Origin of the sequence: Kitasatospora sp. NPDC092948 (assembly GCF_044754805.1) — a bacterium.
Taxonomy (GTDB): Bacteria; Actinomycetota; Actinomycetes; order Streptomycetales; family Streptomycetaceae; genus Kitasatospora.
Genome location: NZ_JBIVPU010000004.1, coordinates 455,028 through 479,183, shown reverse-complemented (window position 1 = coordinate 479,183; position 24,156 = coordinate 455,028). Strand labels below are relative to the sequence as shown.

Here is a 24,156-nt window from a genome sequence, read left to right as displayed (position 1 = left end):
GTCAGGTCACTCAGATCACCCCCGCCTGCCGGGTGGCCTCCTCGAACGCGCGCGCCGCAGGCGTCGTGCGGTAGGGCGCCAGGCGCCGGTGGAAGTCGCGCAGGTACTCGACCGTCCGCGCGGAGCGCATCTCGCCGGCGGCCCGCAGGCTGTCGGTGGCCATCGAGCAGGACTCGTCGACGTCGCCCATGCCGAGCCGGGCGGAGGCGAGGACGAGGCGGCAGAGGATGCGGCTGCGCGCGTACGCGGGGGCGCGCAGCCGCAGCGACTTCTCGGCGTGCTGGGCGGCGGGCCGCCACTGCTGGAGGTCCCGGTAGCAGTGGGCGAACTCGTCGGCGAGCTGGGCGTCGTCGAAGTAGCGGGCCCAGGACGGGACGTCGTCGCCGCTGCGGGCGGTGGCCAGGGCCCGTTCGCAGCGGACCAGGGCGGTGGTGCAGGCCCGGACGTCGCCGGCCAGCGCGTGGCCGCGGGCCTCGGCGGCGTGCATCAGGGCCTGGACGACGGGCGCGGCGGTGGTGCCGACGCCCTGCTGGGCGACCCGGGCGAGCTGGATGGCCTCGCGGGCGTGCCCGAGGTGGACGGCCTGCTGGCTCATGGTGGTCAGCACGAAGCCGCCGAGGATCCGGTCGCCGGCCGCCTGGGAGAGCCGCAGCGACTGCACGAAGTAGCGCTGGGCGAGGCCGTGCGCGGCGATGTCGAAGGACGTCCAGCCGGCCAGCCTGGTGAGGTCGGCGACGGCGCCGAACAGGGCGCGGCCGATCTGTTCGCCGTAGCGGCCGCGGAGCATCGGTTCGGCCTCGCTCTCCAGGTAGCGGACCAGCGCCTGCCGGGCGTGGCCGCCGCCGTACGCGTGGTCGAGGGCCCGGAACAGGTCTCCGACGGCGCGGATCGCGGCGATGTCGCCGCGGCCGACCCGGACCGGGGGCCTGGTCTCCCGGGGGTCCGCGGCGGCGGGTTCGAGGGCGCTGCCGCCGGGCCGGCGCGAGCCCTGCTGGGGGACCCGGGCGGAGGCTCCTGGCGGGGGTGTGCGGAGCTCCTCGGGGGTGAGGGTGGTGCCGTCCCGGGCGACGCGTTCGTCGGTGCGGCCGATCAGCCAGTCGCGGCTGGGGACGACCAGTCCGGCCGGGGTGAAGGCGATCTTGCGGAGTTCCGCGTAGGGGCCGTTGTCCTTGCGCCACATGGAGGCGACGATGTCGACGGCCTCCTGCGGGGTCTCGGCGAACTCCAGCCCGGCGTAGACCGGGGCGCAGGCGTCCAGGCCGACGTCCTGGGCGGTGAGGCGGCGGCCGAGGCGGCGGGTGAAGACCTCGGCGATCAGCGCCGGGGTGGCGCCGCGCGGCTGTTGGCCGCGCAGCCAGCGGGTGACGGAGGTCTTGTCGTACCGCAGGTCGAGGCCGTGTTCCAGGCCGAGCTGGTCGACCCGGCGGGCGAGGCCGGCGTGCGAGAAGCCGGACTCCTCGATGAGTGCCGCGAGTTGGGGGTTCTGGGCGCGTCCGCCGGACGGTGGGTCGGCGGGCTCGGCGGCGCGCGGAGGGGTCTCGACCGCTCCGGTTTGGCGTGGGTCGAGCGGGTCGAGCGATCGGTACGCCGGGCTGTCGATTACGGGCCGTTGGGGCATAGCAGTCCACACCTCTCAGGCGCCGTTCCGGCCCCTCCTGCCCGGGACAGCGCCCCCTGATCGGGAATCGGCGCGAATGTAGCGAGCATTGGGACGCTATGGGTGGATTCGGCCCACCGGTCCTCCGAACGGGTGAACCAGGCCCGCCCGTTCTGAGGAAGCCCGGGCGCCGCGTGTTTGAGTTCGAGGGCCGTTGCCCGCCCTCGGGCAGCATGGCGGACGGCACCATGCAGGGCCGGGATGCTGTGGTGTCCGCCCACATCGTTGCGGGGGCCGCGGATTCCTACCGTTCTCGGCCATGGACACCACTTCTGACCCGCTCCCCCAGCCCTCGCTGCACGGCCGCACCGCGCTGGTCACCGGCGCCGCCTCCGGTATCGGCAGGGCCTGCGCGGAGGCGTTCGCCGCGGCCGGCGCGCGCGTGTACGTCGTCGACCTGGCCGCCGCCCCCGCCGAGGAGCTGGCGGAGCGGATCGGCGGGGTCGCACACGTGGCCGACCTGTCCGACCCGGACGCGGTGGAGGCCCTGCCCGCCGACGCGGACATCGTGGTCAACAACGCCGGCCTGCAGCACGTCGCGCCGGTGCACGAGTTCCCGATGGAGCGGTTCACGCTGATCCAGCGGGTCATGGTGGAGGCCCCGTTCCGCATCCTGCGCCGCACCCTGCCGCACATGTACGAGCGCGGGTGGGGCCGGGTGGTCAACATCTCCTCGGTGCACGGCCTGCGGGCCAGCGCGTTCAAGTCGGCGTACGTGACGGCCAAGCACGCCCTGGAGGGCCTGAGCAAGACCGTCGCGCTGGAGGGCGCCCCGTACGGGGTGACCAGCAACTGCATCAACCCGGCGTACGTGCGCACCGCGCTGGTGGAGAAGCAGATCGCCGCCCAGGCGCTGGCGCACGGCATCCACGAGGACGAGGTGGTGGAGCAGATCATGCTCGACCGCACCGCCGTGAAGCGGCTGATCGAACCGGAGGAGGTGGCACAGCTCGCGGTCTGGCTGTGCTCCCCGAGCGCCTCCTACATCACCGGCGCGAGCCTGCCGGTGGACGGCGGCTGGACCGCGCACTGAGTCCGGCCGCGGCGGGCCGATAAGGTCCCGACACTCCCTCACCCCCCACCACAGCAAGGGGAATTCCGATGGCTTCCTCTCCCGACGTCGCAAGACCCGCCTCCCTGCCCCGGGTGGTCGCCGCCTCCCTGATCGGCACCACGATCGAGTGGTACGACTACTTCTTGTACGGATCGGCTGCGGCGCTGGTCTTCGGGCACGTGTTCTTCCCGAAGTCGGATCCGCTGACGGGCACTCTGCTGTCCTTCCTCACCTACGCGATCGGGTTCGCCGCCCGGCCGCTGGGCGCGCTGGTGTTCGGGCACTTCGGCGATCGGATCGGCCGCAAGAAGCTGCTGGTGCTGTCCCTGCTGCTGATGGGCGGGGCGACCACCCTGATCGGCTGCCTGCCGACGTACGACCAGGTCGGCGTGGCGGCGCCGGTGATGCTGACGGTGCTTCGGCTGGTGCAGGGCTTCGCGCTGGGCGGCGAGTGGGGCGGGGCGGTGCTGCTGGTCTCCGAGCACGGCGACCGGCGGCGGCGCGGCTTCTGGGCGTCCTGGCCGCAGGGCGGCGCCCCGGCGGGCAACCTGCTGGCGGCCGGCGTGCTGTCGCTGATGACGGCCGTCCAGTCGGACGCGGCGTTCCTGGACTGGGGCTGGCGGGTGCCGTTCCTGCTGTCCGCGGTGCTGGTGATGGTGGGTCTGTGGATCCGGCTGGCGGTCGACGAGTCGCCGCTGTTCAAGGCGGCGCTGGCGGCCGCCGAGCAGCGCGCCGGGAAGCAGCAGCCGCCGCTGGTGGCGGTGCTGCGCGACCACTGGCGGGACGTGCTGGTGGCGATGGGCGCCCGGATGGCGGAGAACATCTCGTACTACGTGATGACCACCTTCGTCCTGGCGTACGCCGTCGGCCACGCCCACCTGCCCAAGCAGACCGCGCTGAACGCCGTCCTGATCGGCTCGGCGATCCAGTTCGCGCTGATACCGGTGTTCGGGGCGCTCTCCGACCGGGTCGGCCGCAAACCGGTCTACCTGGTCGGCGCGGTCGGGGTCGGTGTCTGGGCCTTCGTGTTCTTCGGCATGGTCGACACGGAGAACTTCACCGCGCTGGTCACCGCCGTCACCGTCGGCCTGTTCTTCCACAGCATGATGTACGCCCCGCAGGCCGCGTTCTTCTCCGAACTGTTCGCCACCCGCACCCGCTACTCCGGCGCGTCCATCGGCGCCCAGTTCTCCTCCGTCGCGGCCGGCGCCCCCGCCCCGCTGATCGCCACCGCCCTGCTCAAGGACTACGGCAGCGCCACGCCGATCGCCGTGTACGTGGCGATCGCCGCCGCGATCACCGTCCTCGCCGTCCTGTGCGGCCGGGAGACCCGCGGCGCCGACCTCACCGGGACGGACGACGCTCGGGGGGACTCCGTGAAGGCCGCTACTGCGGTCTGACCACTTCCGACAAAATCAGGGCCGCGTCACCGGGCACCCGCCCGGCGGCGCGGCCCCGGCCCGTTCTGCGAAGCGGGCCGCGGGCAACGGGGCCACGGGGGGCACGAGTGACAGGGAAGACCGAATGGACCGCCACACCACCGCCGCACCGGCGCTGCGCCGACTCCTCGACCTGCTGGCGACCGGCGCCGCCACCGAGGACTTCGGCGAAGTCCTCGCCGACGCCCGCCGGCAGGGCGCACCCGCCCAGGTCCTGACCGAGATCGACGACGCCACCTGGCAGGCCCTGCGGGTGCACCGGACGATGCGTCAGCACCGCCGCCGCGAAGCCGAACTGACCGCCCTGTTCGACACCGCCGGCGACCTCGCCGCCTCCCGCGACCTCGACGCCGTCCTCCAGGCCATCGTCCGCCGCGCCCGGATGCTGCTCGGCACCGACACCGCGTACCTCACGCTCCCCGACGAGCAGGCCGGCGACACCTACATGCGGGTCACCGACGGCTCGGTCTCGCCGATCTTCCAGACCCTGCGGCTCAGCCTCGGCGACGGCCTCGGCGGCCTGGTCGCCCAGACCGCCCGGCCCTACGCCACCCACGACTACCGGGTCGACGAGCGCTTCCGGCACACCGGCCAGATCGACGCCGGCGTGCTCGACGAGGGCCTGGTCGCCATCATCGGCGTGCCGCTGCTGCTCGGCGGCACCGTGATCGGCGTCCTGTTCGCCGCCGACCGCGTCCCGCGCGCCTTCTCCCCCGACGAGGTGGCCCTGCTGTGCACCCTCGCCGCACACGCCGCGATCGCCCTGGACACCGCCAAGTCGCTCGCCGACACCCGCGCCGCGCTCGCCGAACTCGCCACCGCCAACGCCGTCATCCGCGCCCATGCGGGCTCCGTGCAGCGCGCCGAACAGGCCCACGACCGGCTCACCGACCTCGTGCTGCGCGGCGCGGAGGTCGCCGACGTGGCCGCGGAGGTCGCCGCGCTGCTCGACGGCGAAGCCTCCGTCCACGACGCCGAGGGCGCCCCGCTCACCGGCCCCGGCGGCACCCCCGACGGCCTCTCCGACGCCGTCGCCTCCTCCCGCACCGGGGGCCACGCGGTGCGGCACGGCGCGGAGTGGGTCTGCGCCGTGCTGGCCGGCCAGGAACTGCTGGGCTCCCTGGTGCTGCACGGCAGACCCGAACTGGACGACGCCGACCGGCGGGTGTTCGAACGGGCCGGCGTGGTCACCGCCCTGCTGCTCCTGCTGCGGCGCTCGGTCGCCGAGACCGAGAACCGCGTCCGCGGCGAACTGCTCGCCGACCTGCTCACCGCCCCCGACCGCGACCCGGCCGGCCTCACCGCCCGCGGCCGCCGCCTCGGCGTCGACCTGGGCCGCCCGCACCTGGTCCTGGTCGCCGTCGCCGCCGACGTCAACGCCCGGGAACGGCTGGCGGGCGCGGCCGCCCGCTACCTGTTCGGCTCGCGCGGCATCAGCGCCGAGTTCGGCGACGGCGTGGTGCTGCTCGTCCCGCACGACAGCACCGGCGACGGCGCGGTCGCCGCGCTCGCCGCGGAACGCCTGGCCCGACTCGTCGGCACACCCGTCACCGTCGGCACCGGACGCGCCGCGAGCGGGCCCGTCCCGCTGGCCGCGGCCTACGCCGAGGGCGTGCGCTGCGTCCGCGCCCTCCACGTGCTCGGCCGCGAGGGCGACGGCGCGTGCGCGGCCGACCTCGGCTTCCTCGGCGTCCTGCTCGGCGACGGCCACGACGTCGAGGGCTTCGTCCGCGCGACGCTCGGCCCGCTGCTCGACTACGACGCCAAGCGCGGCACCGAACTGGTCCGCACCCTCCGTGCCTACTTCGACTGCGGCGGCAGCCTCACCCGCGCCAAGGACCTGCTGCACGTCCATGTGAACACCGTGGTGCAACGCCTGGACCGGGTCGAGGTCCTGCTCGGCCGCGACTGGAACCAGCCGGAGCGGGCGCTGGAGCTCCAGCTGGCCCTCCGGCTGTTGCTCCTGGCAGCGGGGTGAGGAGAACAGGCGTCCGCGCGCCGGTGCCCCCGCGCGCCCCCGGTTTCGCGCCCGCCGGCGGTCCGAATCCACGGCGTACAGTGGCGAGGTTGGGCTGAGCCGGCCGGCAGGCAGGGAGTGTTGTGGTGAGCGAGAACGTGCGGTTCGTGCGGATGGGGATAGGCGAGCGGACCGTCCCCTACCAGGAGGCGTGGGCGGAGCAGCAGCGGCTGCACGCGTTGCGCGTCGCGGACGAGATTCCGGACACGGTGCTGCTGCTGGAGCACGACCCGGTGTACACGATGGGCAAGCGCACCAACCCGGCGGACCTGCCGCTGGACGGGACGCCGGTCGTGGAGGTGAACCGCGGCGGCGAGATCACCTGGCACGGCCCGGGCCAGCTGGTGGGGTACCCGATCGTGAAGCTGCCGGACCCGATCGACGTGGTGGCGTACGTGCGCCGGCTGGAGGAGGCACTGATCCGGGCGTGCACCGCGTTCGGGGTGGAGACCACCCGGGTGGAGGGCCGCAGCGGGGTGTGGAAGCTGGGCGCGGAGATCCCCGGTGCGGTGGCGGACCCGTCGAAGGTGGTGGAGATCGGCAAGCTGACGCTGCGGATGGGCCTGCCGCTGGGCATCGACCCGCGCCTCGCCGGCCCGGAGTACGCGCCGTCCAACGCGGGCCAGCGCGGCGACGACCGCAAGCTCGCGGCGATCGGCGTGCGGGTGGCCCGCGGGGTGACGATGCACGGTTTCGCGCTGAACTGCGACCCGGAGATGACGTACTTCGACAAGATCGTCCCGTGCGGCATCCGGGACGCCGGGGTGGCGTCGCTGAGCGGCGAGCTGGCCCGTCCGTTCCCGGTCTCGGACGCGGTGGGGACGGTGGAGCGCACGCTCGCCGAGGTGTTCGCCGAACTCCCCGAGCCGGCCCTCAAGGTCTGATCCCCGCCGGGGCCCGGAATCGGTTCGCCGCAGCCGGTGTTGCCTTCCGAATGAAGGCCCGGGGCCCGGAGCGGGCCATCGAAGCAACGGCGTACTCTTTGGGGTACCCCGTCTAGTTCTAGGAGTCGCACGTGTCCGCTGTCGCACCCGACGGCAGGAAGCTTCTCCGCCTGGAGGTCCGCAACAGCGAGACCCCCATCGAGCGGAAGCCCGAGTGGATCAAGACCAGGGCGAAGATGGGGCCGGAGTACAACGCCCTGCACTCCCTGGTGAAGAAGGAGGGGCTGCACACGGTCTGCCAGGAGGCGGGCTGCCCCAACATCTTCGAGTGCTGGGAAGACCGCGAGGCGACCTTCCTGATCGGCGGCGACCAGTGCACCCGCCGCTGCGACTTCTGCCAGATCGACACCGGCAAGCCCGCCGAGTTCGACCGGGACGAGCCGCGCCGGGTCGCCGAGTCCATCGTCACGATGGACCTGAACTACGCCACCATCACCGGCGTCGCCCGCGACGACCTGGAGGACGGCGGCGCGTGGCTGTACGCCGAGACGGTCCGCCAGGTGCACGCGATGACCGCGGCCCGCGAGGCCGGCCGGACGGGCGTCGAGCTGCTGATCCCGGACTTCAACGCCGTCCCGGAGCAGCTCGCCGAGGTGTTCTCGTCCCGTCCCGAGGTGCTCGCGCACAACGTCGAGACGGTGCCGCGGATCTTCAAGCGGATCCGTCCGGCGTTCCGCTACGAGCGTTCGCTGGACGTCATCACCCAGGCCCGGGCGGCCGGGCTGGTCACCAAGTCGAACCTGATCCTGGGCATGGGCGAGACCCGCGAGGAGGTCAGCGAGGCGCTGTCCGACCTGGTCGACGCCGGCTGCGAGCTGATCACCATCACCCAGTACCTGCGGCCCTCGCTGCGCCACCACCCGGTCGAGCGCTGGGTGAAGCCGCAGGAGTTCGTCGAGCTCCAGGAGGAGGCCGAGGAGCTGGGCTTCGCCGGTGTGATGTCCGGCCCGCTGGTGCGTTCCTCGTACCGGGCCGGCCGGCTGTACCGGCAGGCGCTGGAGCGCCGCGAGCAGGCGACGGTCTGAGCGGCCTGTGACGCTGCGCGGGAGGGCGGGTCCGGTCGGGCCCGCCCTCCCGCGCGTCCGGGGAGCTGTCCGGGCTAACCGCCGACGTTTCACATGGCATTGAGGAACGGGTCACCGTACGGTAACGGGCGTCCGGGACGCTCGAGCGGTACCCGGGTCGAGGAGTTGGTGTCGTGATGCGTACCGGACTCAGGACCGCCCTGCGGCGGGCCGAACAGCTGTTGCTGATCCGCGGGGCGCGCCGCAACGCGTGGGCGGCGGTGTGCGAGAACCGCCGGCTGGCGGGCGAACGGGAACAGCCCGTACGGGCGCCGGGGCGCAGCGCCTGAACTCCCGGTGGCGTCCGGGACGGGATCGGGGAAAGTCCAGGGTCACGGAACCGGCACCGCCTTGGATGATCGCCACCCCCGCCCCGTACCATGAGCAGTATGGCGAGGCAAAAATCCGATACTCCTGGGCGGCTCGCACAGATCCGCCAGGCATATGTCATGACCAAGCAGGTCGACTCCAAGATCGGCCTGATCATCGCCGGCGTCGGCCTGCTGACCTTCGGCGTGTTCCTCGCCATCGGCTTCGCCCTGGACCACCCGGTCTACCTGGGCATTCTCGGTTTCGTGGTGGCAGTGCTGGCGGTCGCGATCGTGTTCGGCCGCCGGGCCGAGCGGGCCGCGTTCGGGCAGATGGAGGGCCAGCCGGGCGCGGTCGCCGCGGTGCTGGGCAACATCCGTCGTGGTTGGAGCGCCAACCAGACCCCGGTGGCGGTCACCCGTAACCAGGACGCGGTCTACCGTGCGGTCGGCCGGGCCGGCATCGCGCTGATCGGCGAGGGCAACCCGAACCGGGTGCGTCCGCTGCTGGCGTCCGAGAAGAAGAAGATGTCCCGGGTCGTCGGCGACATCCCGGTGCACGACATCATGGTCGGCAACGGCGAGGGCGAGATTCCGCTCAAGAAGCTGCAGATCCACCTGATGCGGCTGCCGCGGGCGATCTCCGCCGCCCAGGTCACCGAGACCAACGATCGGCTGCGGGCGCTCGGCGACCTGCTGTCCAAGGCGCCGATCCCCAAGGGCCCGATGCCGAAGGGCGCCCGGATGCCCAAGGGCGGCGCGCGCTAGACGCCCACTCCCCCGTAGGACACCACGGCCCCGCTCGCGAGATTCCTCTCCGCGAGCGGGGCCGTTCGACGTTCTTCTGCGCCTTCGACGTTCTTCTGTGCCTTCGACGTTCTTCTGTGCCGCGGCGGGTCACCGCTCCGGTCAGATCCGGACCTCGACGGTGCCGACGGCCTTGTCGTGCAGGCCCCGGGTGTCGCGGTCCCAGACGGCGGCCGGGATGACCAGGCAGAGCAGGAAGGTCCGCAGCAGCACCTGCGGGATGGTGGCGCGGCGGCCGTCCATCCGGACCACCCGCAGGCCGAACAGGCGCTTGCCGACGGTGGTTCCGGTGGTGGCCAGGAGCAGCACGCTGACGGCGTAGAACAGCGGGGTGGTCCACAGGTTGGCCGCGCTCCGGTCGCCCTGGGCCAGCAGGCCGTAGGCGACCAGGCTGACCAGCCAGCCGTCGACGAACAGGGCGCCGATCCGACGGCCGGGGCCGGCGATCGAGCCGGGGCCGGAGCGCGGCAGGCCGAGGCGCTCGCCGCGGTAGCCGAAGTCGGCGCCCATCTTCTCGGCGGCCGCCTTCGGGCCGTCTATCCACGATCCGAGTGCTTCTCTGGTGTCCACGGACCCACCCTAACCGGGCTTACCCGCGGATCCGGTGGCGGGCCCGCGGGCGGGGCGCGCCGGAGCGGAATCCCGTCGAGGGTGAACCGGGTTCCCCCGACTGCCGCGAATGGTCTGAACCACGCGGGGTACACGGCCACTGGAGCGCCGTCGATTTGCCCGACACTGCACCGCTTTGCCACCCGCCGGAATGGCCTGGTTAACATGTGGGTAACAGCCGAGTCACGACCAGGAAACGGCCGATTCCTATCGTGAGCCCCCTGCACGGGGCTCCCGTCACGCCTGACGGAGGCTCAGAGCGCACGCCGAGGAGGAGTACGGATGTTCACCAACGCCGACGAGGTGAAGCGGTACATCGCGGACAACGACATCAAGTTCGTCGACGTCCGGTTCTGCGACCTGCCGGGCGTGTTGCAGCACCTCGCGGTTCCGGCCGACACCTTCGACCCGACCGAGACGCTGATGTTCGACGGCTCCTCGATCCGCGGTTTCCAGGCCATCCACGAGTCCGACATGGCCCTCGTCCCCGACCTCGCCACCGCCCGGCTGGACCCGTTCCGCACCGAGAAGCACCTCAACATCAACTTCTTCATCCAGGACCCGATCACCGGCGAGGCCTACAGCCGCGACCCGCGCAACGTGGCCCGCAAGGCCGAGGCCTACCTGGCCTCCTCCGGCATCGCCGACACCGCGTACTTCGGGCCCGAGGCCGAGTTCTACGTCTTCGACTCGGTCCGCTTCGAGACCAGCGCCAACGCGTCCTACTACCACATCGACTCGGTGGCCGGCGCCTGGAACACCGGCTCCGCCGAGGGCGACGTGCGCGGCTACAAGGTCAAGTACAAGGGCGGGTACTTCCCCGTCCCGCCGGTCGACCACTTCGCCGACCTGCGCGCCGAGATGTCCCTCGAACTCGGCCGCGCCGGACTGATCGTGGAACGCCAGCACCACGAGGTCGGCACCGCCGGGCAGGCCGAGATCAACTACCGGTTCAACACCCTGCTGCACGCCGCGGACGACCTGATGCTGTTCAAATACATCATCAAGAACGTCGCCTGGCGGGCCGGCAAGACCGCCACCTTCATGCCCAAGCCGATCTTCGGCGACAACGGCTCCGGCATGCACGTCCACCAGTCCCTGTGGACGGGCGGCAACCCGCTCTTCTACGACGAGCAGGGCTACGCGGGCCTCTCCGACACCGCCCGCTACTACATCGGCGGCATCCTCAGGCACGCCCCGTCCCTGCTCGCCTTCACCAACCCGTCGGTGAACTCCTACCACCGCCTGGTCCCCGGCTTCGAGGCCCCGGTCAACCTGGTCTACTCCCAGCGCAACCGCTCCGCGGCGATCCGGATCCCGATCACCGGCTCGAACGCCAAGGCCAAGCGCATCGAGTTCCGCGCCCCCGACCCGGCGTCCAACCCCTACCTGGCCTTCTCCGCCATGCTGATGGCCGGCCTCGACGGCATCAAGAACAAGATCGAACCCGCCGAGCCCGTCGACAAGGACCTCTACGAACTCGCCCCCGACGAGCACGCCGCCGTCCCCCAGGTCCCCGCCTCCCTCCCCGCCGTCCTCGACGCCCTGGAAGCCGACCACGAATACCTGCTGGCCGGCGGAGTCTTCACCACCGACCTGATCGACACCTGGATCGACTACAAGCGCACCCAGGAAATCGCCCCGATCGCCCTCCGCCCGCACCCGCACGAGTTCGAGCTCTACTACGACCTGTAGGACCCCCTCCGACCTGCGGGAACGCAGGTTGATCTCTCATTGTTTCCGCAGGTCAGGCAAGGCTCTGACCTGCGGAAACGTCCGGATAGGGGTCGACTGCAATACCCCTGAGACTCGCGATGTGAAATGAGTGTGAAATGGGCGGGCGTAGATCGAACTCGCGATGATCACCCCGTTGCCCTTGCCGGCACTGGGCAGTACGCCATCTCGCTACTTTCAGCGGTCATCGCTCATGGGCTACCGACTCAACAGGTTCGATCTCTTGCCGGCACTGCCACTCCCGCGGGCAAAGCGTCACCCGTGCTCGCCAAGAGCGGAGCCGACCGTCATAACCGCCCTCGGGCCGCGCCGGTCCAGCAGGTGGCCGATCATGGGGAACGGCTGATGCGCGCGCTGGGCATCACCGGCGCGGTGCGGGCAGGAAGGTCACCATCACGACGCCGGTTCCAGCCGCCGCGCGGGCGTCCAACCTGGTCGAGCACGACTTCGTGGCCCCGGCGCCGAACCGGGCCCGGGTCGCAGACTCCGCCCACGTCCCGGCCTGGGTCGGCACCGTCTACGTCACGTTCGTCGTGGACGCCTTCTCCCGCCGCATCGTCGGATGGTCTGCGGCCACCACAGAGCGCGCCGAGCTCGTGCTGGCCGTACTGGAAATGGCACCGTGGCAGCGCGACCGCGTCGGAACCCGGCCCCGACCGGGCGAGTTGACGCACCGCACAATTCGAACGCCGGGTCGCCATACACGTCCTTCGCGCTCGCCAAGCACCTGGACCGGGCTGGCATCGCCTCATCCATCGGATCGGTCGGCGACGTGCTGGACAACGCGCCCAGAAGCCCCGGCGAACGCTCGCCGAAGTCGAACTCGCCACCACCGAGTGGGTGGACTGGGTACAACCACCGCCGACTCCGCAGTGAGAAGTGCCTCCAAGTCCCGCCGCAATCAGGTCGGCCAGCGACCAAAACCCTTCAGTTCACCACGTCCAGCGTTCGAAAGGGCTGCACCCACGAAAGTGGTGACGTGAGCACGGCCCGGCAACTACCGTCTGCTCCCGTCGTCGAGATCGTGATCAGAGGGGGAGGAAGTCGCGTGCGCAGCGGGATCGATGGGGACCGGCGGCTGTTGGTCAGTGTGTTCGGGCCGCAGGAGGCCCGTGAGGCGGTGCTCGGCGGGGCGCGGATCGTCGACAGTGAGGACCCGCGCAGTGCGCTGGGCACGATCAAGCCGCGGCGCATCATGGACATCGCCGATGCCGTGCTCGCCACCCGCCGGGACCTTCCCGTGCAGTTGAGCACCAACATCGGCGAGGGCCAGTTGCTGTACCGGCGCGCCGCGAACGGACTGGCGATCGGCAAGTCCCCGTACGAGATGGTCGGCAAGGCCGCCCAGGCGGCGCTCGGCGTCGCGGTGTCGATGGGCACCGCCGTCCACCCGTGCCCGATCGTGAAGGTCGGCCTCGACGGTATGGGCGTCGGCCAACTCGCCGACGTCCTGGGGGAGATCACCGCGACGCTGCGGCGCGCCGACGGGCTCGGGCGGATCCGCGTCATGTCCGTGCTGTTCGCCCAGGACCTGGACCTGTGGGATGCCCGTAAGACCCTGCCCCAGGTGCGGCGTGCCCTGGTGGGCCTGCGCGAGTACGACCCGTCCGCGCCCGACGCACCGGGTGCCTTCGACCTGGCGGAGCAGGCGGATGCCCTGCTCGGCGACGACGGACGCCCGCTCTTCTCCGACCACCGCCCCGACGAGGCCGAGCTGAAGGCCTGCGGCGCCCTGCCGGCCGCAGCGCGCGGCACCCACATCACCGTCAACGAGCCGTTTCCGCACGCCGATTACGGCCTGACTGGTCGCCGCCGCACCGATACCGAGGCGATCCGCGCCATGGTCGAGGCCAGCGCCGCCGCCGGGGCGGACGCCATCATGATCGACACCAGCATCCTGCTGAAGGTCGCCCGCATCGGCCTGATCTCCACCGCGGGCAGCGACGAACTGGTCGACCTGGACGCCCACGACACCGACGCCCACGGCCTGCCCCGCACCGGCATCCTGTCCCTGGAGGAGATCCGTTTCTTCGTCGACCTGTGTCACGCCCGAGGTCTGGAGGCCAACCTCGCCGGCTCCGTCCAGAGTCACCAGGCCCAGCAGATATGGCGCTTGGTCCCCGACCTCGATCAGCTCTCCGCCCGTGGCGGCGTCGTCGCCCTCGCCCACGACCCCCTCCACGGCACCGGGGCCGCCACCCGCCACGACCGCGTCGTCCGCCGCGCCCTGGTCGCCGGGATCATCCCGCCCGAACAGGGCGGATACCTCGTCGTGCCCAAGCACATGACCCGCTCACCGAAGTTCCGCACCGACCTGGACGAACTGCTCACCCGCCACCGGGACCTCCGCGTCCACGTCGCGGACCGCCACGGAACCCTGTCCGCCCTGGACCGGCCGGCCCCGGGCACGAGCTGACACCGGCCCTCACTCAGGCTCCCCGAACGGTCCGGGCGAGCCGGGGCTCGTCCAGGCCCCGCAGCCCGGTTGCTTCTCTGAATCCGCTCTCCGCCTGGCCGCTGAACCGCAGCGGCGGTGGAGGACCGGACACGCGGCGTCAGCCGGCGGGCCGCACCCGGGGACAGGCTCAGGCCGTAACCCAGGGCAGGCACTTGCGTGCCATCACGTGGCGCCAAGTGATCGATCGTCAGAAGCGCTGACCACCGGCAGGATGCGTACCGCACAGAGCCGGGCAGCGCGCCGAGGGGAGGGACCACCGGGACACCCAGGTCGATCTGCCTGTCTCCGAGGTGATCAGCGCAGCGCCTTCCGGCGTCCCTGCACCGTGGCCGGGGGCGGTGCGGGGGCACGCGCGCGGGTCCTGTCCCTCCCCTGTGCGGGAAGTGGACAGGACCCGCGGACGGGGTGTCAGGGGATGGTGAGGCCGAACCAGTACTCGAAGGTGTCGAGGAGGGCGTTGAACGTGTTGATCGGGTCGATGGTGCCGCTGGTGACAGTGAGGGAGCCGTCGGCGAGGAGCTGGTCGGGGGTGGCGTCGGCGATGGCGAGCCGGTTGAGGCCGTCACGGGTGATGCCGTAGACGGCGTCGGTGGTGGCGGGTTCGAGGGTGCCCGGGTACTGGACGAGGACGCCCTTGCGCACGCACAGGGTATAGGTGGTGGGGTCGTCCGGGATGCCTCCGGTGATGGTGAGGCCGATGGTCAGGGGCTGTTCGGCGGCGTTCGGCCCGTTGAGACGGATGCCGAGGTAGTCGAAGAGCATCTCCAGCGGCATCGCGGCGAGCACCGGCGAGGTGATGATCTTCGGTGAGGGCAGGGGGACGGGGCTGTCCACCGGGCGGACCCGCAGTTCCTGGGCGGCGGCGAGGTAGAAGTTGCGCCAGGGGCCGCTCTCGGCCTGGTAGCCGAGCTGTTCGAGGACGTCGGCCTGGAGGCCGCGTGAGTCGGCGTTCGTCGGGTCGGCGAAGACCACGTGGGTGAGGAGCTCGACGGCGAACCGGTAGTCCTGCGCGGTCTTGGCGTTCTCGAAGGTCGTCCGGGCGATGTCCACGACCTTGTCCGCACCGCCGAAGGCCTCGACGTACCGGGCACCGACCTCCTCCGGGGGCAGGGTGTGCAGGTGCGCGGCGTTGCCGTCCTACCAGCCGAGGTAGCGCTGGTAGACGGCCTTGGAGGCGTCAGGGCATGACGGACGAACCGGTTCCACCGCAGCACCGGCGAACACGGTCCGTAACGATCCGGATGTACACGGTACGGCCTGGGTACGCGCACCTGAAGATCCATTCCGGACAATCCGTGATCCCGCTGCTCAAGCGAGTTGATGGCTGGTCGTCGTGATGCCCCTGGTGCCGGGCTTGCCGATGCGGCCGGTCGTCCTCCGCCCCTCGCGCGGGGTGCGAGTGGCCGTATCGAGGGAGCCGCAGTCGTGGCCGGATTTCGGCGCCTGGAGGCGCGCGGGCGGTACGGGCGAAGAGCTACGGCCGGAAAGTCCCGTTGCCGGTGGCAGTGCGCGACCGGCTGGGACGCTCAGGCCGAGGAGTACGCCAGGGTGTCCGGGAAGACGGGGCCGACGGGCCGGTCGCCGGGCAGGCGCGCGCTGGTGACGGTGTTCCAGCTGGCCAAGGGCCTGACGGACCGCCGGGCCGCGAATGCCGCGCGGGACCGGTTGTCGTGGATGCACGCGCTGGGCCAGGACCTTGGCGACACCGGCTTCGGCGCAAGCACCGCCTCTGACGGGTCCACGACCTGAGCCACCCACCCGGCGAAGCGGCACGGGAGCCGTGACACCGGCCCCCGTGGGCCGAACACAGGCCTCGTCGCCCAGGGCTGCTCTACGATCCGCGTGAGTAGATCTCGACAGGTCGATGCGCGTAAGTGCCGGACAGGGGTGGGGCATTGTCATCGGTGGACGTGGTGCGGGAGTCGGCCGGAGCAGGCCGGGTCGTGCTGTTCGAGGAGTCCGCGAGGGACGGTGCGCAGGCCAAGACCTTGATGAGTGCCGGCTTCCGGGTCCGGCTGGCCCGCGAACAGGGGGCGGTGTTCGGTGCGGACGGGCCCCGGCACGTGGTGTTCGCAGCCGGCTTCCCCTCCGTGTGCGGGCAGGAGTTCGCGGCGACGCGGCAGGTTGCGCTGGAGGCGCAGGGCTCGGTGAGCCCGTCCGCTATCTGCCGGGGCACGGTGGCGGACGTGCGGCTGGCGCTGAGCGCGGTGCGGGGTGCGGCGCACGCGCGGGTCATGGTGATCGTGGCCGCCTCCGAGGCGACTGCCCGCGCCCTGGCGCACAGCAGCGCCCGAGAGGCCCTGCGCCAGGGTCTGGACGTGGTGAAGGAAGCGGTGGGTCTGGCGGACGGGATCGCGGTGGACGTGTGCCTGGCCGACGTGCCCCGCGCGGACCACGGCCTGGTCGCCGAGTACGCCGGGGCGATGACGGCCCAGGGGGCGGGGACGATCGTGCTGGCCGACACGGTCGGCGACCTGCTGCCCGGCCAGACCCGGACCCTGTTCCAGCGGGTCGCGGCCGGCGCGGGGCCCGAGGCGGTCCTGGTCTCGCACCTGCACAACGACCTCGGCCTGGGCCTGGCCAACACCCTGGCCGCCCTGGAGAGCGGAGTACGGGTGACGGCGTGCTCGTGGCTGGGCATGGCCGAACGCAGCGGCATGGCCGCCACCGAGCAGCTGCTCTTCCTGCTCGCCCACGACCGCGCCAAGGCCGAACAGGTCCTCGGCGCCGACTGCGAACCGTGGTGGACGCAACCGGACCTGACCCGCCTTCCGACGATCGCACGGATGGTGTCCGCCGAGACCGGGGTGCCGCTCACCGTCACCACCCCCATCGTGGGCACCGGCGTCGCCACCATCTCCACCGGAACCCCCTTCACCCACCCGCAGACCTTCCAGCCCTACGACCCCCAACAGCACCTCGGGCTGGCACCGACCGTGGTCCTCACCCACCTCGCCAGCCGGCGCGTGCTGAACGCGGTCGCCGAGCGACTCGGCCACCGACTCGACGCGGCCCAGACCAGCACCGCCCTGGCCTGGGTCAAGGAACGCGCATACCGCCTGAACCAAGCCGTCATCGCCGACGCCGACTTCGCCGCCTACCTCGACGGCCTGACCGCCACCGCACCCGGATCATGAACGGACCCGCCCCCATGCCGGCCACCGCCCCGCTCGACACCACCGCCGCCGCACACGCCCTGACCGCCGGACGGGCCGCCGTCCTGCCCAACCCCAGCCCCCTCACCTACGTCGTCACCGCCACCACCCCCCATGCCGTCAACAACGCCAAAGGCCGCCCCGCCGGCCAGGAAGTCGCCCTGTGGGTCCACGACGACACCACCTGGACCGACCTCACCACCCACCTGGACCTGGCACCGACCGCCCGGCGCACCGCAACCACCCTGCTGCGCGACCACCTGGTCACCCTCCTCGTCCCCGTACGCACCCACACACCGCCACCGGCCTGGACCACCCCCGCCCTGCGCGACGGACACCTCCTCCTCTACGGCGCCCGCTGGCAACCCCTCACCCCGCTGCTCGACCGCTTCCCACGCCTGTACGTCAGCAGCGCCAACCGCACCGGACACCCCCCGGCCGCCACCGCCCCCCAGGCAACCGCCATGTTCGGACTCGACACCCCCGTCACCGACGCCGACACCCTGCGCCACACCGACGCCCCCCACGCCGCCACCACCATGCTGCGCATCACCCCCGACGGAGACCTGGCCCACATCCGCCACGGAGCCCAGGACCAGGCCCACGGCAGCGACCCGAACCGCTACCTGAACCACCTCCGTGAGGCGACAACGCAAGCTGCTCCTCGACCCAGGGATCAATCAACCCGCCCAAGTCCTCTCCAGCTGCACCCATAGCGACTGCATTGCACCTGCCGACCTTCCTTGCCGCAGTAACCAGCGCGAGGCCTCCTCCCACACGGCGAGGCAGCAAGACTGGCTGACCCCCATCCGAGGCCATGCCTCCAATCGTCTCCGCGGACGTTCACGTCCAGTAGCACCGCACAGCCCAGGCGGTGGGGCAGCCGACTTGATCCCGTGGTCTCCGCTCGACACTTCTCGCCGCATCTCATCGTCAGGGCCACCGGGTGTGCACCGGTTGTGAAATGATCTTCCCTGGGGGTCGCGTTTCCGCAGGTCAGAGGCATGTTTGAGCTGTACTACGACCTGCAGGAGCCCCTCCGGCCTGCGGGAACGCAGGTTGATCTCTTACTGTTTCCGCAGGTCAGACTCCTCTCTGGCCTGCGGAAACGCGGTCTGCGAATCCGGCATCGGCCGTCCGGCGGCTCGTGATGCGACGCGGGAGTGAGACGGAGAACGGGCTCGCAGACCGTTAACCCAGCGGAGCATGACGACGCGCGCGAACGTCCCGTCCCGCCTCCGCCAAGTGGCTCAGGCGTGTCGTGTTCGGTCGGCCCACCGCTCCGGCTCCTGACCGTTCTCGCGGGGCCCTCTGGTGCGGGGACGGTGGCGGCGGCGTCTTCGGGCTCGTGAGCGGCCAACAGCGGTTCCGATGCCGCGAGTTGGCGGCTCGGGGCATCGGTGCGGTTCGGGTTGTTACGGATCGGCCCGGGGGCCGGCGCCGTGGTCAGGACCCGGCAGGGGTCCAGTCGGCGGGCAGGCCGGACTGGGCGAAGACCGCGTTCAGGCTGTAGAAGTCCTGGTCGGAGGTGATCTGTCGGCCGTCGGTGTCGAGAAGGGTCACCACCGGCACCGCGAAGGGCTTGGGTGCGCCCTTGATGTGGCCGGCGTAGACGCCCTCGATGGTGAGGTGGTCGCCGCTGCGCCAGGCGTGGTTCACGGTGATCCGCACGTCCGCGATCCCGGCGTCCGTGCGGGCCTTCCAGCCGGAGATCTGCTCGCGGCCGGCCACGGTGACGCCGATCCCCTGGTCGGTGTAGGTGGCGTTCGGGGTGAACAGGGCACCCAGAGCGGCCGGGTCGGTGCCGCTCCACGCGGCAGCCCAGGCGGCGACGATCTGGTCGGGGTTCATGGCAGCGCCTTTCAGCAGGTGTTCCGGTGACAGGGATTCAGGGTTCAGGGTTCAGAGGGTTGGGACGGCATTGCCGGTGTCGGTTCCGGGTTCCAGGTATCCGGCGCCTGTGCGGCCTGGGCACGTGGAAACTCGGGGACGTGCCTCAGCGATGTCGGAGCCTTGGGCATCGGGAGGCCACGCGAACCGTCACAGGGGGCGGGTAGCCGGGACGATCGCGCGCATGCGTGGCTGCCTCGTGCCTCGTGGAGTGATCGAGGGTGCGCGTCAGGCGTCAGGGCTGGACGTGGTGAGAGGGCACATGATCCGGGCCGGGCTCGGCGGTCACCGGTTCGGGTCGGAGACGATGACGACCTTGCCGGCAACCGTGCGGGATTCGGCGAGCGCCAGCGCCGCGCCGGCCTCGGACAGCGGGAACCGGGCGGCGATCTGCGGGGTGAGCGCCCCGGCGGCCAGCAGCCCCAGTACCTGGGTGAGGTCCTCGCGCAGCCGACCTCGGAAGGCTTCGAGGTGTCGCTTGCCGGCCCAGAAGTTGTAGAAGTACGCGTTCTTTCCGTTGGGCAGGTAGTTCCACAAGGCCAGCTGGGCGATCGACTGCAACACGGGCAGTCGGGAGTTGCCCTCCTCGTTCTTCGTGGCCGCCGTGCCGTAGGACACCAAGGTCCCGCCCCGGCGCACCAGCCCCCACGACTCTTTCAGGCCGGGCCCGCCGACGTGGTCGAACACCGCGTCGACGCCGTCGGGCGCGATGTCTCGGATGCGCTGGTACATGCCCGGGTCGCGGTAGTCGACCGGGACGGCACCCAGGTCGCGCACGTGCTGGTGGTGACGGGGCGACGCCGTCCCGATCACTGTGATGCCCGCGTGGCGGGCGAGTTGGACGAGGGTGGAACCGACGCCGCCGTTGGCGCCCAGGACCACGATCGTCGCCCCGCCGCGCACCTTGGCGGTCCGGTGCAGCATCTGCCAGGCAGTGATCCCGTTGACCAGCACGGTCTCGGCGGAGGCGGCGTCCACCCCGTCCGGCACGGGAACGAGGTCCGCGGCGTCGACCAGCAGATGGCTGGCCCAGCCTCCGAGCTTGGTGACCGCGGCGAAACGCCGTCCGACAAGGGCGGCGTCGGCCTGCGGGCCGACGGCGGTCACCGTGCCGACCACGTCGTATCCAGGGACGAACGGGAAGGGCGGCTGGTCGTAGTACTTGCCGCGGCGCATCTGCTGCTCGGCGAAGGACACGCCCGTCGCGTCCATCCGCAGGACAACCTCTCCCCCGGCCGGGGCGGGAAGTTCCCGAACCCGGACTTCGAGGCCGCTCGGCTCGACCTTCCCCGGCAGGGCGATCTCGGTGGCAGTGGTGGTGAAGGGGCTGACAAGCACGATCGACTCCCGGTCCGGAGCTTCCCTGACATACGTAAACTTACGTGCGTAACCTTTGGGCGCGCAAGGTGAACGGCTGTAAGTTTTTGGACGTAGGACGACAACCAGGGAGCAGACATGCCCGCACCCGCCTCACCGAGGCCCGCCCGCACCCGTAACCCCCGCGGGGAGGGCGGCCGTCTGCGCGACGACATCATGGCCGCGGCAGCCGAACTGCTCGACGAGAGCGGCGACGAAAGCAGCGTCACCCTGCGAGCCATCGCCCGCCGGGCAGGAGTGGCCGCTCCCTCGATCTACCGCCACTTTCCCGACCAGCCGAGCATCATGCTGGCCGTGGTGCAACAGGCTTTCGCCATGTTCGAGGCCGAGTTGCGCAGTGCCCAGGAGGCCGCAGGCAGTGACGCCGGAGAACGGTTGTTCGCCTTCTGCCACGCCTACCTGGACTTCGCGGACCAGCACCCCGGCCGTTACCGCACGATGTTCGGCGGGGCATGGATGCCCAACCTGGGCAGCAGCTCGGTGACCGAAGGCGATGTTTCAGCGCTGGGCAGGGAGAGCCTGACACTGCTCGCCGACACGCTCGGCGACTGCGTCCGCGCGGGCTGCGCAACCAGCAGCGACCCGGTCGCCGACGCCGTGGCCCTGTGGCTCGGCCTGCACGGGCTCGCCCACCAGCGGCTGGTGACCGTCGCCTTCCCGTGGCCGACGGACATCGCCGAACGCCTCATCACCACGCTCGCCCACCTGAACGGCGCGTAGCCGCAGGGCAGTCAGGCCGCAGCGGGCACCATCCCGGCGCCCGGCCCGGCATGCGGACGGAGACCGTCCGCCCTACTGCTCGGGCCGCTGCCCGCCCGGCCGGCGAGCGGACAGCCGTACTCGCCCGGCGCCCGTCCTGACCGGCCGCACCCGCCGGGCGGCGTCCCGGCCCACCGCCACACGGTGGGCAGCGGCGGCGGCCGCACCGACGCCGACCCTCCGCATGGCGGCCGCACCGACGCCGACCCTCCGCATGGCGGGTGCGGCGACGGGGTGTCAGCCCATCACGTTGAAGCCCTCTTTCCGGAGCTCGGCGACGGAGAACTGCTCAGCGGCCTCCAACGCCGACTCGATCGAGGCGTTGCCGGGCCGGATCGACGCGAAGGACGACTTCAGCGAGGCGTGGGTGCGCATGGTGGCCGGGCCCCACTGCCAACCCGGCTGGACCGCCTCGGCCGCCTTCGCGGACAGCGCGTACAGATCCTGGCCTTGGAAGAAGGGGGACTTGAAGGCCTGCTTGGCGACCGAGACCAGGTTCGGGGCGGCCGGGAGCATCGAGGACGTGCCGGCGTCGATCCGGGCCTGGATGCCCTCGGCGGTCGTGGTGGCCCACAGTGCGAACCGCACCGCGGCGGCGGTTTTGCGGCTGTTCTTGGCCACCGCGAAGGTCGAGCCGCCGAGCATTCCGCTGGTGGGCTGGTCCCCCCAGGTCGGCATCGGCGCGGCGGCCCACTTGCCGGCGCCGTCCGGAACGCTCGAACCCAGCACGCCACCGCCCCAGGACGCACCGAGATAGCCCAGCGTCTCGCCCTTCTGCAAGGAGGCCGTCCACTCGGGACTGAACGAGGGCATGACCCGTACCAGGTCGTCGCGGATCAACCGCTCCCAGAAGGCGGCCACCAGGCGGCTCGGCGGATCGGCCACATTGATGCTCCAGGTGTCGCCGAAGCCGGTGAACCAGTGCGCTCCGCCCTGCCAGGCGAACGCCGCGAACGTGGCCGGATCGTCCGGGAAGAAGGTGGCGATCCTGGCGTTCGGCTCCACCTGGCGGATCCGCTGCGCCGCGGTGCGGAACTCGTCCCAGGTCTTCGGCACGCTCACGCCCGCGCGGGCGAACACGTCCTTGCGGTAGAAGAAGAGCTGGGGCGCAACGTCCAGCGGGAGCGCCCACACAGCACGGCGGTAGGTGGTCAGCTCCATCGCCTGCGGCAGGTAGCGGTCCTGGGCGCCGGCAGGCAGTGCCTTGGTGATCTCCTTGACCTGACCGCGAGTCACGTAGTCGAGCAGTTGCAGGTACTCGACGTTGAACAGGTCCGGGCCGGTGCCCGCCTTCAGCGCCTCGGAGATCTTGGCGTAGCCGCCCGCGACGCCGGACGGGATCTCCTGGAACTCGACCCGCAGGTCGGAGTTCGCGGCATTGAACGCGTCGACCGCTTCCCGGGTGCCTTTTGCCCAGCCCCAGAAGGTGATGGTGCCGGTGGGCGAGCCGTCCCGGTCCGAGGCCGAGTCGGTCAGTGAGCATGCGGAGGCGGAGGCGGAGGCCGCAAGGGCCCCAGCGAGGGCCAGGACACGGCGGCGCGTCGGGCCGGAGGGCCGTGGTGAGCTGAGCATGCCGGACATGGTCATCGCAGAGATGATCAGAGTCAAGGACTTCGTATCAAATGATCAAATGATCAGGTGAAATGGGAGATTTAGCGGTAGAAAATTCGACTTTGGGGTGAGCCAATTGATCAACTTTACCTTAAGTAATCAATTAACACGGTGAGTTGGCGCGGTATCGGGCGACACCACCGCGGCGGCCCTCTCCTACAGCCCCCTGCCCGACACCGCCGCGTCCCTGACTGTCAGTTACCAGGAGAAGGTGGACTCCGGGGACGACGCCCCGGGCGTTGGGGCGTCAAGGCGATGCACACGTAGCGCGGCGCTCAGTGGTGGAGCCGGGCGACGAGTTGCAGTTCGTCGGCCAGTAGGCGCGGGTCGCGCGGGCCGACGTGCGGGGCGGTCAACGAGCGGATGCGGAAGGGGTTGTGGGGGGTGGCGGCGTCGGCCTCGCGGATCATCAGGTCCTGGAGCGGCAGCGGGATGGTGCGGTCCTGGGTGTAGCGGACGAAGGTGCGCGGTACCCGGCCCCACGTCGCGGGCAGGCCGCGGGCGCCTTCGTCGGCGCCGACGGCCGCGGACTCGTCCGGCTCCAGGATGTTCAGCAGGGCCCGTACCTCGACGTCCGGGCGGTCGGCGGCGAGCGATTCCTTGGCGGCGGCGAAGAACGCGGGGTCGCCGGAGCGCCAGTTGATCCGGCTGACGCCCAGCTCCGGCGGCGTCGGGACCGGGAGGATCCGGGACACGGCGCTGTCGGCCGCCTCGGGGGTCATCATCAGGCGCAGCACCGAGGGGTGCGCGGTCGGGCAGAACGCGGAGGCGTAGACCAGGTGCGCGATCGACTCGGGCACCTGGTTGGCGACCGCGTTGAGGGTCGCCCCGCCGAGGCTGCTGCCGACCAGCACCACCGGGCCGTTGCGGCGCGCCTGCCGCACCACGCCGATGACGTGCGCGGCGAAATCGCCCAGCGTCACCCGGGCCAGCGGGGACGGCTCGGTGCGCAGCCGGTCGAGGTCCTGCGGGGACTGGTAGGACTCGGGGAAGTACGCGCCGGGCCCGTGCCCGGGCAGGTCGACCGCGATCGCCCGGTGCCCGCGCAGGCCCAACTCGCGCAGCACGGGCTGCCAGTAGTAGGAGTTGATGCTCGAGCCGTGGACGAGGACGAAGGTCGGCGCACCGTGCTCCTGCGCGTGCGCGGCGGGGGCGGTCGCGCCCATCGCAGCGATCGCGCCCGCCCCGGCCACGGCCGCCTTCAGTGCGCCGCGCCTCCCGACGGCCTTGGTGCCGCTGTTCCCGGTTTCGTGCTGATCCTTGGTCATCATTG

20 protein-coding genes and 1 pseudogene are annotated in these 24,156 nt (G+C 71.4%); 14 read left to right on the top strand and 7 right to left on the bottom strand.

The features are described from left to right. Positions 1-10: 10 nt before the first annotated feature. On the bottom strand, positions 11-1,618 hold the full coding sequence (locus ACIQF6_RS15775) for a regulator (protein WP_400894775.1): 1,608 nt from the start codon (positions 1,616-1,618) through the stop codon (positions 11-13). 298 nt (positions 1,619-1,916) lie between these two features. Between ACIQF6_RS15775 and ACIQF6_RS15770 the strand changes: the two genes are divergently transcribed. The 7 genes from ACIQF6_RS15770 (at position 1,917) to ACIQF6_RS15740 (ending at position 9,251) form a co-directional block, all read left to right on the top strand. Next, complete coding sequence (locus ACIQF6_RS15770) at positions 1,917-2,690, top strand: 3-hydroxybutyrate dehydrogenase (protein ID WP_400894773.1); 774 nt, start codon at positions 1,917-1,919, stop codon at positions 2,688-2,690. Between the two features lie 68 nt (positions 2,691-2,758). After that, a complete protein-coding gene (locus ACIQF6_RS15765) occupies positions 2,759-4,111 on the top strand; it encodes an MFS transporter (RefSeq protein ID WP_400894771.1) in 1,353 nt (450 codons plus the stop codon). Positions 4,112-4,235: 124 nt separating this feature from the next. Then, entirely contained in the window at positions 4,236-6,128 is a 1,893-nt protein-coding gene (locus ACIQF6_RS15760) for a helix-turn-helix domain-containing protein (protein WP_400894769.1), read from the top strand. A 152-nt stretch (positions 6,129-6,280) separates the two neighbouring features. Beyond that, positions 6,281-7,051 (top strand): lipoyl(octanoyl) transferase LipB, encoded by a 771-nt coding sequence (gene lipB / locus ACIQF6_RS15755; RefSeq protein WP_400895337.1) that lies wholly within the window; start codon positions 6,281-6,283, stop codon positions 7,049-7,051. Between the two features lie 131 nt (positions 7,052-7,182). Continuing rightward, a complete protein-coding gene (gene lipA, locus ACIQF6_RS15750; protein WP_400894767.1) occupies positions 7,183-8,136 on the top strand; it encodes a lipoyl synthase in 954 nt (317 codons plus the stop codon). 176 nt (positions 8,137-8,312) lie between these two features. Next, positions 8,313-8,465 (top strand): hypothetical protein, encoded by a 153-nt coding sequence (locus tag ACIQF6_RS15745; RefSeq protein ID WP_400894765.1) that lies wholly within the window; start codon positions 8,313-8,315, stop codon positions 8,463-8,465. A 99-nt stretch (positions 8,466-8,564) separates the two neighbouring features. After that, positions 8,565-9,251 carry a DUF4191 domain-containing protein gene (locus tag ACIQF6_RS15740; RefSeq protein WP_400894762.1) on the top strand — a complete coding sequence of 229 codons (687 nt, stop codon included), beginning with the start codon at positions 8,565-8,567 and terminating at the stop codon, positions 9,249-9,251. A 141-nt stretch (positions 9,252-9,392) separates the two neighbouring features. On the opposite strand, the gene ACIQF6_RS15735 is transcribed toward ACIQF6_RS15740, so the two are convergent. Next, a complete protein-coding gene (locus tag ACIQF6_RS15735; RefSeq protein WP_400894759.1) occupies positions 9,393-9,860 on the bottom strand; it encodes an RDD family protein in 468 nt (155 codons plus the stop codon). Positions 9,861-10,181: 321 nt separating this feature from the next. On the opposite strand from ACIQF6_RS15735, the gene glnA reads away from it, so the two are divergent. The 3 genes from glnA (at position 10,182) to ACIQF6_RS15720 (ending at position 14,049) form a co-directional block, all read left to right on the top strand. After that, positions 10,182-11,594: a type I glutamate--ammonia ligase gene (gene glnA, locus ACIQF6_RS15730; protein ID WP_400894757.1), complete on the top strand. Its 1,413-nt coding sequence runs from the start codon at positions 10,182-10,184 to the stop codon at positions 11,592-11,594. Positions 11,595-12,082: 488 nt separating this feature from the next. After that, the gene (locus tag ACIQF6_RS15725) at positions 12,083-12,616 is read left to right on the top strand and encodes a DDE-type integrase/transposase/recombinase (protein WP_400894754.1); all 534 of its coding nucleotides are present in this window, start codon (positions 12,083-12,085) and stop codon (positions 12,614-12,616) included. A 65-nt stretch (positions 12,617-12,681) separates the two neighbouring features. Beyond that, complete coding sequence (locus ACIQF6_RS15720) at positions 12,682-14,049, top strand: (5-formylfuran-3-yl)methyl phosphate synthase (RefSeq protein WP_400894751.1); 1,368 nt, start codon at positions 12,682-12,684, stop codon at positions 14,047-14,049. Between the two features lie 450 nt (positions 14,050-14,499). On the opposite strand, the pseudogene ACIQF6_RS15715 reads toward ACIQF6_RS15720, so the two are convergent. After that, positions 14,500-15,216, bottom strand: a pseudogene (locus ACIQF6_RS15715) (alkyl sulfatase dimerization domain-containing protein); the annotation flags it as partial. Positions 15,217-15,690: 474 nt separating this feature from the next. Between ACIQF6_RS15715 and ACIQF6_RS15710 the strand changes: the two are divergent. From ACIQF6_RS15710 to ACIQF6_RS15700, 3 genes are all read left to right on the top strand, one after another. Beyond that, entirely contained in the window at positions 15,691-15,840 is a 150-nt protein-coding gene (locus tag ACIQF6_RS15710; protein WP_400894748.1) for a transposase, read from the top strand. A gap of 155 nt (positions 15,841-15,995) precedes the next feature. Then, positions 15,996-17,228, top strand: coding sequence for a 2-isopropylmalate synthase (locus ACIQF6_RS15705; RefSeq protein ID WP_400895335.1), 1,233 nt, complete (start codon positions 15,996-15,998; stop codon positions 17,226-17,228). A gap of 14 nt (positions 17,229-17,242) precedes the next feature. Then, positions 17,243-17,962, top strand: a complete 720-nt coding sequence (locus ACIQF6_RS15700; protein ID WP_400894746.1) for a hypothetical protein — start codon at positions 17,243-17,245, stop codon at positions 17,960-17,962. Between the two features lie 730 nt (positions 17,963-18,692). Here the strand turns inward: ACIQF6_RS15700 and ACIQF6_RS15695 are convergent. Together ACIQF6_RS15695 and ACIQF6_RS15690 are read right to left on the bottom strand one after the other, a co-directional pair. Then, a complete protein-coding gene (locus ACIQF6_RS15695) occupies positions 18,693-19,097 on the bottom strand; it encodes a nuclear transport factor 2 family protein (protein ID WP_400894744.1) in 405 nt (134 codons plus the stop codon). Positions 19,098-19,421: 324 nt separating this feature from the next. Then, a complete protein-coding gene (locus ACIQF6_RS15690) occupies positions 19,422-20,474 on the bottom strand; it encodes a medium chain dehydrogenase/reductase family protein (RefSeq protein ID WP_400894742.1) in 1,053 nt (350 codons plus the stop codon). A gap of 117 nt (positions 20,475-20,591) precedes the next feature. Between ACIQF6_RS15690 and ACIQF6_RS15685 the strand changes: the two genes are divergently transcribed. After that, entirely contained in the window at positions 20,592-21,233 is a 642-nt protein-coding gene (locus ACIQF6_RS15685) for a TetR/AcrR family transcriptional regulator (protein WP_400894739.1), read from the top strand. A 276-nt stretch (positions 21,234-21,509) separates the two neighbouring features. Here ACIQF6_RS15685 and ACIQF6_RS15680 read toward each other — a convergent pair whose 3' ends face one another. Together ACIQF6_RS15680 and ACIQF6_RS15675 are read right to left on the bottom strand one after the other, a co-directional pair. Further along, positions 21,510-22,859, bottom strand: coding sequence for an ABC transporter substrate-binding protein (locus ACIQF6_RS15680; RefSeq protein WP_400894737.1), 1,350 nt, complete (start codon positions 22,857-22,859; stop codon positions 21,510-21,512). Positions 22,860-23,158: 299 nt separating this feature from the next. Beyond that, a complete protein-coding gene (locus ACIQF6_RS15675) occupies positions 23,159-24,151 on the bottom strand; it encodes an alpha/beta fold hydrolase (protein ID WP_400894734.1) in 993 nt (330 codons plus the stop codon). Positions 24,152-24,156 lie beyond the last annotated feature (5 nt).

Coding starts and splice junctions, on each gene's coding strand:
- ACIQF6_RS15775 (WP_400894775.1), bottom strand. CDS start 1,618: ATGCCCCAACGGCCCGTAATCGACAGCCCGGCGTACCGATCGCTCGAC.
- ACIQF6_RS15770 (WP_400894773.1), top strand. CDS start 1,917: ATGGACACCACTTCTGACCCGCTCCCCCAGCCCTCGCTGCACGGCCGC.
- ACIQF6_RS15765 (WP_400894771.1), top strand. CDS start 2,759: ATGGCTTCCTCTCCCGACGTCGCAAGACCCGCCTCCCTGCCCCGGGTG.
- ACIQF6_RS15760 (WP_400894769.1), top strand. CDS start 4,236: ATGGACCGCCACACCACCGCCGCACCGGCGCTGCGCCGACTCCTCGAC.
- lipB (WP_400895337.1), top strand. CDS start 6,281: ATGGGGATAGGCGAGCGGACCGTCCCCTACCAGGAGGCGTGGGCGGAG.
- ACIQF6_RS15745 (WP_400894765.1), top strand. CDS start 8,313: ATGCGTACCGGACTCAGGACCGCCCTGCGGCGGGCCGAACAGCTGTTG.
- ACIQF6_RS15740 (WP_400894762.1), top strand. CDS start 8,565: ATGGCGAGGCAAAAATCCGATACTCCTGGGCGGCTCGCACAGATCCGC.
- glnA (WP_400894757.1), top strand. CDS start 10,182: ATGTTCACCAACGCCGACGAGGTGAAGCGGTACATCGCGGACAACGAC.
- ACIQF6_RS15700 (WP_400894746.1), top strand. CDS start 17,243: ATGCCGGCCACCGCCCCGCTCGACACCACCGCCGCCGCACACGCCCTG.
- ACIQF6_RS15695 (WP_400894744.1), bottom strand. CDS start 19,097: ATGAACCCCGACCAGATCGTCGCCGCCTGGGCTGCCGCGTGGAGCGGC.
- ACIQF6_RS15685 (WP_400894739.1), top strand. CDS start 20,592: ATGCCCGCACCCGCCTCACCGAGGCCCGCCCGCACCCGTAACCCCCGC.
- ACIQF6_RS15680 (WP_400894737.1), bottom strand. CDS start 22,859: ATGACCATGTCCGGCATGCTCAGCTCACCACGGCCCTCCGGCCCGACG.
- ACIQF6_RS15675 (WP_400894734.1), bottom strand. CDS start 24,151: ATGACCAAGGATCAGCACGAAACCGGGAACAGCGGCACCAAGGCCGTC.